The following is a 6,510-nucleotide window of genomic DNA, read 5'->3' as shown; positions in this document are numbered from 1 at the left end:
GGGCCGCCGGCGCCGGCATGGCCTTCGACCACGTTGCCGTTCATCGACAGCACCACCGTCTGGCCCGTCGCCGTGTCGATCAGGTTGGAGGGGCCGGCCGTCACGCTCAGCGCGTAGCTGGTCGTGCCGCCATCGGCGCCCGTCGTCACCGTGAAGGCGCCGCTGAACGAGCCCTCCGCATGCGTCGAGCCGGAAGGCGCCTGGCCGGAGCCATTGATGCCGTTGTTGGTCGCCGCCGTCAGGAAGCTCTCGTCCACCGTCAGCGTCGGCGCCGCGAACTGCTGGTTCGCAACGACCGAGGGAACATCGTCCGTGATATTGATCGTGATGGTCGAAGTGGACGTATTGCCAAGGCCGTCGGTTACCGTGAACGTGAACACGTCCTGTCCGGGTTGCAAGTTGGGGCCGTCATTGCCCGCCGGAGCATTCGCTTCCGGCGACGTCAACGTATAGGTGTAGGTGCCATCCGCGTTTACGTGCAGGATGCCGTACGTGCCATTGATGTTCGTCCCGACATTGCCGGTCACGTCGCTGCCGACATTGCCAGCCTGAACACCGGTCACTGTCACTCCGTCGGGATCCGAGATGGTCAGTTGGCCCGTCGTCGTCTCCGAGCCATCGCCTGCATGCGAGCCGTCCACTGTCCCGGGGCCTAGGTCGCCGGCAGGCGGCGTCGTATCCAGGCCCGCTTCGTCCACCTTAGCAACCTCCGCCGTCACATGCGGTTGGCTGCTGGTCACATCGATCGTCAACGTTGACGGCGAGCTGTCGCCGTCACCGTCCGTGACCGTGTAGTTGAACACGTCGGTGCCAGTCGGCGTGTTCGGGTTGGCGTGATAGCTATAATCGCCATTGGCGGAGACCGTCAGCACGCCGTGCGCGCCCTGAACGGTCGTCACGTTGTTGGTCGTTTGCGAACCTGTCCACACGATCGACGCGATCCCGTCCGCGCCGGGGACGTCCGCGGCGCCGGTACCGTTCGTGCTCGCCCCGGTCTCGACATTGCCCGTCACCGTCTCGCCGGACTGCGCCGCGTCGGTATCGGCCTTCGCCGTCGGCACATCGTCGATGACATTGATCACCAAATTGCCGGAGGCGGGTTGGTTATCCAGGTCGGTCACAACGACCGCGAAGCTGGGCGCAGCTTCCGTATTGGCGCCGTCGCCGCCCGTGGCGCTGTGAAAATCGGATGTCAGCGTGTAGCTGTAGTGGATCGTGCCCGTGCCGGTCGCAGCGGTGTATTCGTACCACGCGCTCACCGTGCCGCCGGTGGCGGGGTCCGTGAACGTCGTCGGATTGCCCGAATCGCTCGACAGCGCATGGCCGCCCAGCGTCACAGTGTTGACGCCGTCCTGCGAGGTGAAGGCGATCGAGCCGCTCACCGCGTTCGAGCCGTCATGCAGCGTGCCGGTCGCCAGGCCCGCCTCGTAGACGATCGCGCCGTCAGCGCCTGCGGCCGGGATATCCCCGAGCCTCGGCGGCTCATTGCCGATGTTGATCGTCAGCGTGGTGTTCGACTGGTCGCCATCGCCGTCCGTCAGCGTGTAGTGGAACACATCGTTCACGCCGCCCGGCGTGTTTGCCGCGCGGTCATAGGTGTAGTGGCCGTCAGAAAAGAGCGTCAACGTACCGTATTGGCCGGCGATCGTCGTTCCGATGACCGCCGACGTCACATTCTGCGCCGCGCCTGTCCCGGAGGCCGAGGTCACCGTCGCGCCGTCCGCGCCCTTCACGTCCGCGCTCGTGGACGGATCGGTCTCGCCGGCGCCGGTTATCACATTGCCGCTGATCTCCGCATGGCTGCCCGCCGCGACGCTGTTGGCGTCCGGGTTGGCCGTCGGCACGTCATCGATGATCTGGACCGAGAGCGTGCCGGGAAGCGAAACATCGCCGTCCGTGTCGGTGACCGTCACGGTTATATTGTCAAAGATCGGATCACTGCCTGCCGGATGCTGCTCGCTGTGCTCAAGCGTATAGGTATAACTCACCTGTCCGGTGGCGGCGTCGTAGCCGTTGATGGTCAGCAGGTTGCCGAGCGGCGTCGTGATTTCGATCGGCGTCGATCCACTGTTGGCAAGCGCGGCGGCCGAAATCGCTTGGCCGTTGATGTTCAGCGAGCCGGTGCCGTCGGGTGAGTTGACTGTGAAGGTGCCCGTATTGTGCTCGGAGGGGTCGCCGTCGGCGCCCGGTGCCGCTTGTTCGCCCGAACCTTCCGCGCCGGAACTTGCCGGCAGGCCCTTCTCATTGACGATCGTGTCGCCGCCGCTCGTCTCAGGGTTCAGGTCGATGATCGTCGGCGTGGAGTCGGGCAGCAGGCCCGGGAACAGCTCGCGGTGGTCCGGCTGGCCGAACGCCAGGTCGGTTGGCGGCAGCAGGGCGCTGAGGCCGAAGCCGTCGCCGATGCCGCCTGCAGGATGTTCGAAATTGCCGCCGGCGCTGGGCGAGGCGTTTCCAGCCGCCGAGATCGAGCCGTCGGCGCCGAAGGCGACATCGACATGGCTTGCCTCGAGCGCGGCGATCAGGGCGACGCGCGGCACCTCGACATCGCCGAGGACGAAGGTTGGCACGTTCAGCGCGGCGTCCTTGATGACGATCTCGGATCCGTCGGGCTGCGTGAGGACGAGGTCATGTCCCTCGACCTTGATGTTGTCGATCGAGACACTGGCCGGAAGCTTTACGACGTTGCCGGCCTCGACATGATATTCATGCGGGGCATTCGCTGCCGCCGCATTTGCCGCCGGCGCATTTGCGTTGGAAGCAGGAGCCTTCGCGTCAGCCGCAGGTTGGTTTGCAGCCGGGGCCGCGCCCTGCGCCGGCGCGCCGCTGCCGACATCGACCGGCACCGGCTCGCTCGCCGCCTGGCCGCTGGCGGCCTGGGCGACCTGGATACCGGTCGGGATCGGATTTTCCCCAGCGCTCGTGTGCTCGTCCGAGGAATTTGAAACGGCGTCGAATTCGATATTGGTTGTCATAGCTAAAGCCCCTCCGGCGTTTCCCGGAAAGAGACATGTCAGGCCTGGGCTTTGCAACAGACGTTCAATCTATTTCATATATTGGAATATGTAGAGAATCGCATTTTTTACACGTGGTAAATCGCAATGATATATGCAGATATGCATTCCCTTGAGGGGCGCGGGATTGGCCGTGGCGCGCGTCGTCAGCTTGGTAAATGAAAGTATAAATTTGAATAAAATTTGATGGAAATAAGAATAGAGTGATTCGCGGAAACTTACCCACCTTCCTTTCCGATAATTTGAGACAAGATTGGTAGCGTCCACAGTCAAAGGTGGGCGTTATGAAAATACAAAGAGCAGCCCCGGGGACGACGGGGATCAAGGTTCTCTTGCTGGCGATCGGCCTCGCCGTTCAGGCAAATCCATCATCCGCCAGCGCGGATTCGGGCCCGGCGCCGGCCCTGCAAAAGCTGCTTGCTCCGGCCAGCCTCGGCGGCGTTTCGCTGGCCCGGCCGCTGCCTTGGCATCCGGCCGCCGCATACCGGATCGCGGACGTCTCGGCGGGCTACGCACCGGCGGCATCCCATGAGATTGAAGCGCGAGCGAGCGCCAAGGCCGATCCCGGCATCGATCCGATCCAGACCGCCGCGATCATCCCCGGCGTCTTCGGCTCCGTCGCCTTGTCGATGCGCAACTTTCCGGTCGCGGCTCGCTGGGCTCCTGTCTACAGGGCAATCGTCGACTGCACCGCGGGCAGCATCTGCGACCGCGAGAGCCCGGCTTTCGCCGAGATCATCAACATTGCCGCCGACAAGGGTTTTCGCGACAAGCTGTCCTTCGTCAACAGCAGCATCAATCGGCTGATCGCCTATCGCAAGGACAGCGTCGTCTACGGCAAGCTCGACTATTGGGCAAAGCCTTCGGAAATCCTCGAGCATCGCGCCGGCGACTGCGAGGATTTCGCCATACTCAAGATGGCGGCGCTGCTCAGAGCCGGGATCCCGGCGCAGAGCATGTCGCTCGTGGTGCTCCAGGATCGCCGCCGCAAGTTCTTCCACGCCGTCCTGTCGGTGAGCACGGGAAGCGGCGCCTTCATCCTCGACAGCCTCGGCAACGCCGTCATGCGCGACAACGAGCTGCCCGATTATGTCCCGCTCTATTCCTTCAGCACGGATCGCGCCTGGATCCACGGGTCGAAGTCCGGCTCGCAGATCGCCGACATCGCCGGCGGCTTCTCGACGGTAGCGCCCGGCGAAGGATCGCCTGACGCGAAAGTTGCGACTGCGAGTTCCGGTCTCGACGCGAAATAGGCTGCTTGTCCGCTAGCGCTATCAGGGAAGGCGCGCCCAAAACTTTCGCAAATTGGCCGGAGCCTTCGTGTCTTCGTCATCCCTGGGCGTAGCGACGCGAAGCGGAGCGCAGACCCGGGGATCCATTCCGTTACCTTGGCCGAGGGGTGCAACGGCGCAGAATTCTGCACCGTCGCAACGCTTCGAAGTCACGGCATGGATTCTATGGTCTGCGCCGCGTCGCTTCGCTCCATGCTTCGCCATAGAATGACGAGGCGATTTTCGGGCCAATCTCCGAGATATGCGATCTTCCAGCGCAAGCCCATCGGGCCGTCGAAACTACCCGTTGAAGACGAAGGCCATCAGGAGTTCCGGCTCGGTAACGGGCGCGCGCACGGCGCTGAGCTGGCCGCGATAGCGGCGCTCGCCGGCGCCGATGACGAAGCCGCTGGTGACCGGTGTTTCACCATTGGCGTCGAGCCTGGCAAAGATATCGGGAACGTTGAGGTCGAGCGCCAGCTTCAGGTCCTGGCGCCCATCCTCGCCCGGCGCGCTCGGCAATTGGCGCCTGACCAGCTGTTGGAACGGCGCGTTGAAAGCCAGGATCTTCTTTGACGACGACAGCGCGAAGGCGGGTGAGGGGCAGGCGATCAGGATCGCGGTGATCGTGCGGATCGACGCGAGTTTGCGCAATTCCATGCTTTCCTCGGCGAGGCCGCGCATGCAGGCGACCCGGATCGCCGAGGTGAGATTGCCCTGGTCGGGATGATGTTCGGCGATCTCCTCGACCAGCATGCCGATCGTGCATTTGCGGCTTTCCGCCATCTGCTTCAGCGACACCCAGAAGGCGCGCTCCAGGCGGATGCCGCGGCGCACGCCGCCGCGCGCCACGACGCGGAACTCGGGGCCGAAATCCTCGGCCGCCAGCGCCGGCAACAGCCGGTCGCGGTGGGTGTCGGGGCGGATTGCGCTATCGCTCACTCATCGCCTCCTGACGCGCCTTGTTGATCGGCTTCAAAAGATAGTTGAGGATCGTCTTGTGTCCGGTCTTGATGTCGACCGAGCAGATCATGCCCGGGATGATCGAATAGGCCTTGCCGTTCCTTGTCAGCGTCGACTTCTCGGTGGCGACGCGCACCTGGTAGTAGGGCTCGCCGGTCTTCTGGTCGACGAGGCTGTCGGCGGTGATGTTGGAGACCTTGCCCTCGATGCCGCCGAAGATCGAGAAATCATAGGCCGTGACCTTGATCAGTGCCTCCTGGTCCGGCTGGATGAAGGCGACGTCGCGCGGCGAAACCCGCGCCTCGACCAGCAGCGTCTCGGAGGTCGGCACGATGCCGGCCACCACCGCGCCGGGCTGCACGAAGGCGCCGAGCGTGTTGACGTCGAGCGTGTTGACGATGCCGTCGACCGGCGAGCGAATGTCGGTGCGCGCCACCTTGTCGGTGGCGCCGCGGATGGTTTCGTCGACCACGGAAAGATCGGCGAGCGCCTGCGTCAGGTCGCTCAATGCCTCCTGCTGCAATTGCAGGCCCAATTCGTTCACCTGAAGCTGCGCCTCGGTGATTGCCGACTGGCTCTTCTTGATGGTCTCGCCGGCGAGGCTCAGCTGTCCGTGAAGGTCGGTCTGTTCGCGCTCGACGCGAAGCTGTTCGGTCTTGGCCATCAGGCCCTTCTTGACCATGGGTTCGACCAGCGCCGCTTCCCGGTCGGTGACTTCCAGGCTCTTGGAAAGGCGATCGGCGTTGGCGGTGGCCTCGTCCAGCTCCTTTTCGCGCTGATCGAGGCGCGATTTGAGCACCGAGAGCTTCACCTCGAAATTGTCGCGCCGCGCGATAAGCAGCTTTTGCTCGTTGTCGCAGATTTCCGGCGCGACCTTCTCGATTTCCGCCGGGCAGGGGAACGCCCCTTCGACATTGCCGCTCTGCTCGAACTGCAGCCGCGCGATGCGGGCCTGCAGCGCTCGCGCCTTGGCCTTCTCTTCGCCAAGGCTCGACGTGTTGCCCGAGTTGTCGAGGCGGATGATGAGATCGTTCCTCTTGACGATCTGGCCGATCTTGACGGCAATTTCCTGCACGACCCCGGGCTCGCTGGCCTGGATGATCTGCGTCTTCGAAGCGGGTATCACCTTGCCGTCGCCGCGCGCGATCTCATCCACCTCGGCAAAGGATGCCCAGGCCGTAAAGCACACGAACAGCGCCCCGACGATATAGACGGACGCCGAGGCGAAAAATGGTGGCCGATCTTCCCTTGCAAGCATGTCTTTG

Annotated in this window: 4 protein-coding genes; 1 reads left to right on the top strand and 3 read right to left on the bottom strand. The window is 63.9% G+C overall.

The window, feature by feature from the left end; all coding sequences use genetic code 11:
- On the bottom strand, positions 1–2,972 hold a 2,972-nt coding region (locus tag YU3_RS0122725), incomplete at its 3' end, for a DUF5801 repeats-in-toxin domain-containing protein (protein ID WP_027168392.1).
- A 323-nt stretch (positions 2,973–3,295) separates the two neighbouring features.
- Between YU3_RS0122725 and YU3_RS0122720 the strand changes: the two genes are divergently transcribed.
- The gene (locus YU3_RS0122720) at positions 3,296–4,264 is read left to right on the top strand and encodes a transglutaminase-like cysteine peptidase (RefSeq protein WP_027168391.1); all 969 of its coding nucleotides are present in this window, start codon (positions 3,296–3,298) and stop codon (positions 4,262–4,264) included.
- A 318-nt stretch (positions 4,265–4,582) separates the two neighbouring features.
- Here the strand turns inward: YU3_RS0122720 and YU3_RS0122715 are convergent, their stop codons facing one another.
- Together YU3_RS0122715 and YU3_RS0122710 are read right to left on the bottom strand one after the other, a co-directional pair.
- Complete coding sequence (locus YU3_RS0122715) at positions 4,583–5,224, bottom strand: ribbon-helix-helix domain-containing protein (protein ID WP_027168390.1); 642 nt, start codon at positions 5,222–5,224, stop codon at positions 4,583–4,585.
- The gene (locus YU3_RS0122710) at positions 5,214–6,503 is read right to left on the bottom strand and encodes an HlyD family type I secretion periplasmic adaptor subunit (protein WP_027168389.1); all 1,290 of its coding nucleotides are present in this window, start codon (positions 6,501–6,503) and stop codon (positions 5,214–5,216) included. The genes YU3_RS0122715 and YU3_RS0122710 overlap by 11 nt, the downstream gene beginning before the upstream one ends.
- Positions 6,504–6,510: the final 7 nt, after the last annotated feature.

It is taken from the genome of Mesorhizobium sp. WSM3224 (assembly GCF_000427725.1).
GTDB lineage: Bacteria > Pseudomonadota > Alphaproteobacteria > Rhizobiales > Rhizobiaceae > Mesorhizobium.
Note: the sequence above shows the minus strand (reverse complement) of the source record. Positions and strands in the feature narration are given on the sequence as shown.

Excerpts from the sequence above, each read along its gene's own strand:
- YU3_RS0122710 (WP_027168389.1), bottom strand. The coding sequence starts at position 6,503 with ATGCTTGCAAGGGAAGATCGGCCACCATTTTTCGCCTCGGCGTCCGTC.
- YU3_RS0122720 (WP_027168391.1), top strand. The coding sequence starts at position 3,296 with ATGAAAATACAAAGAGCAGCCCCGGGGACGACGGGGATCAAGGTTCTC.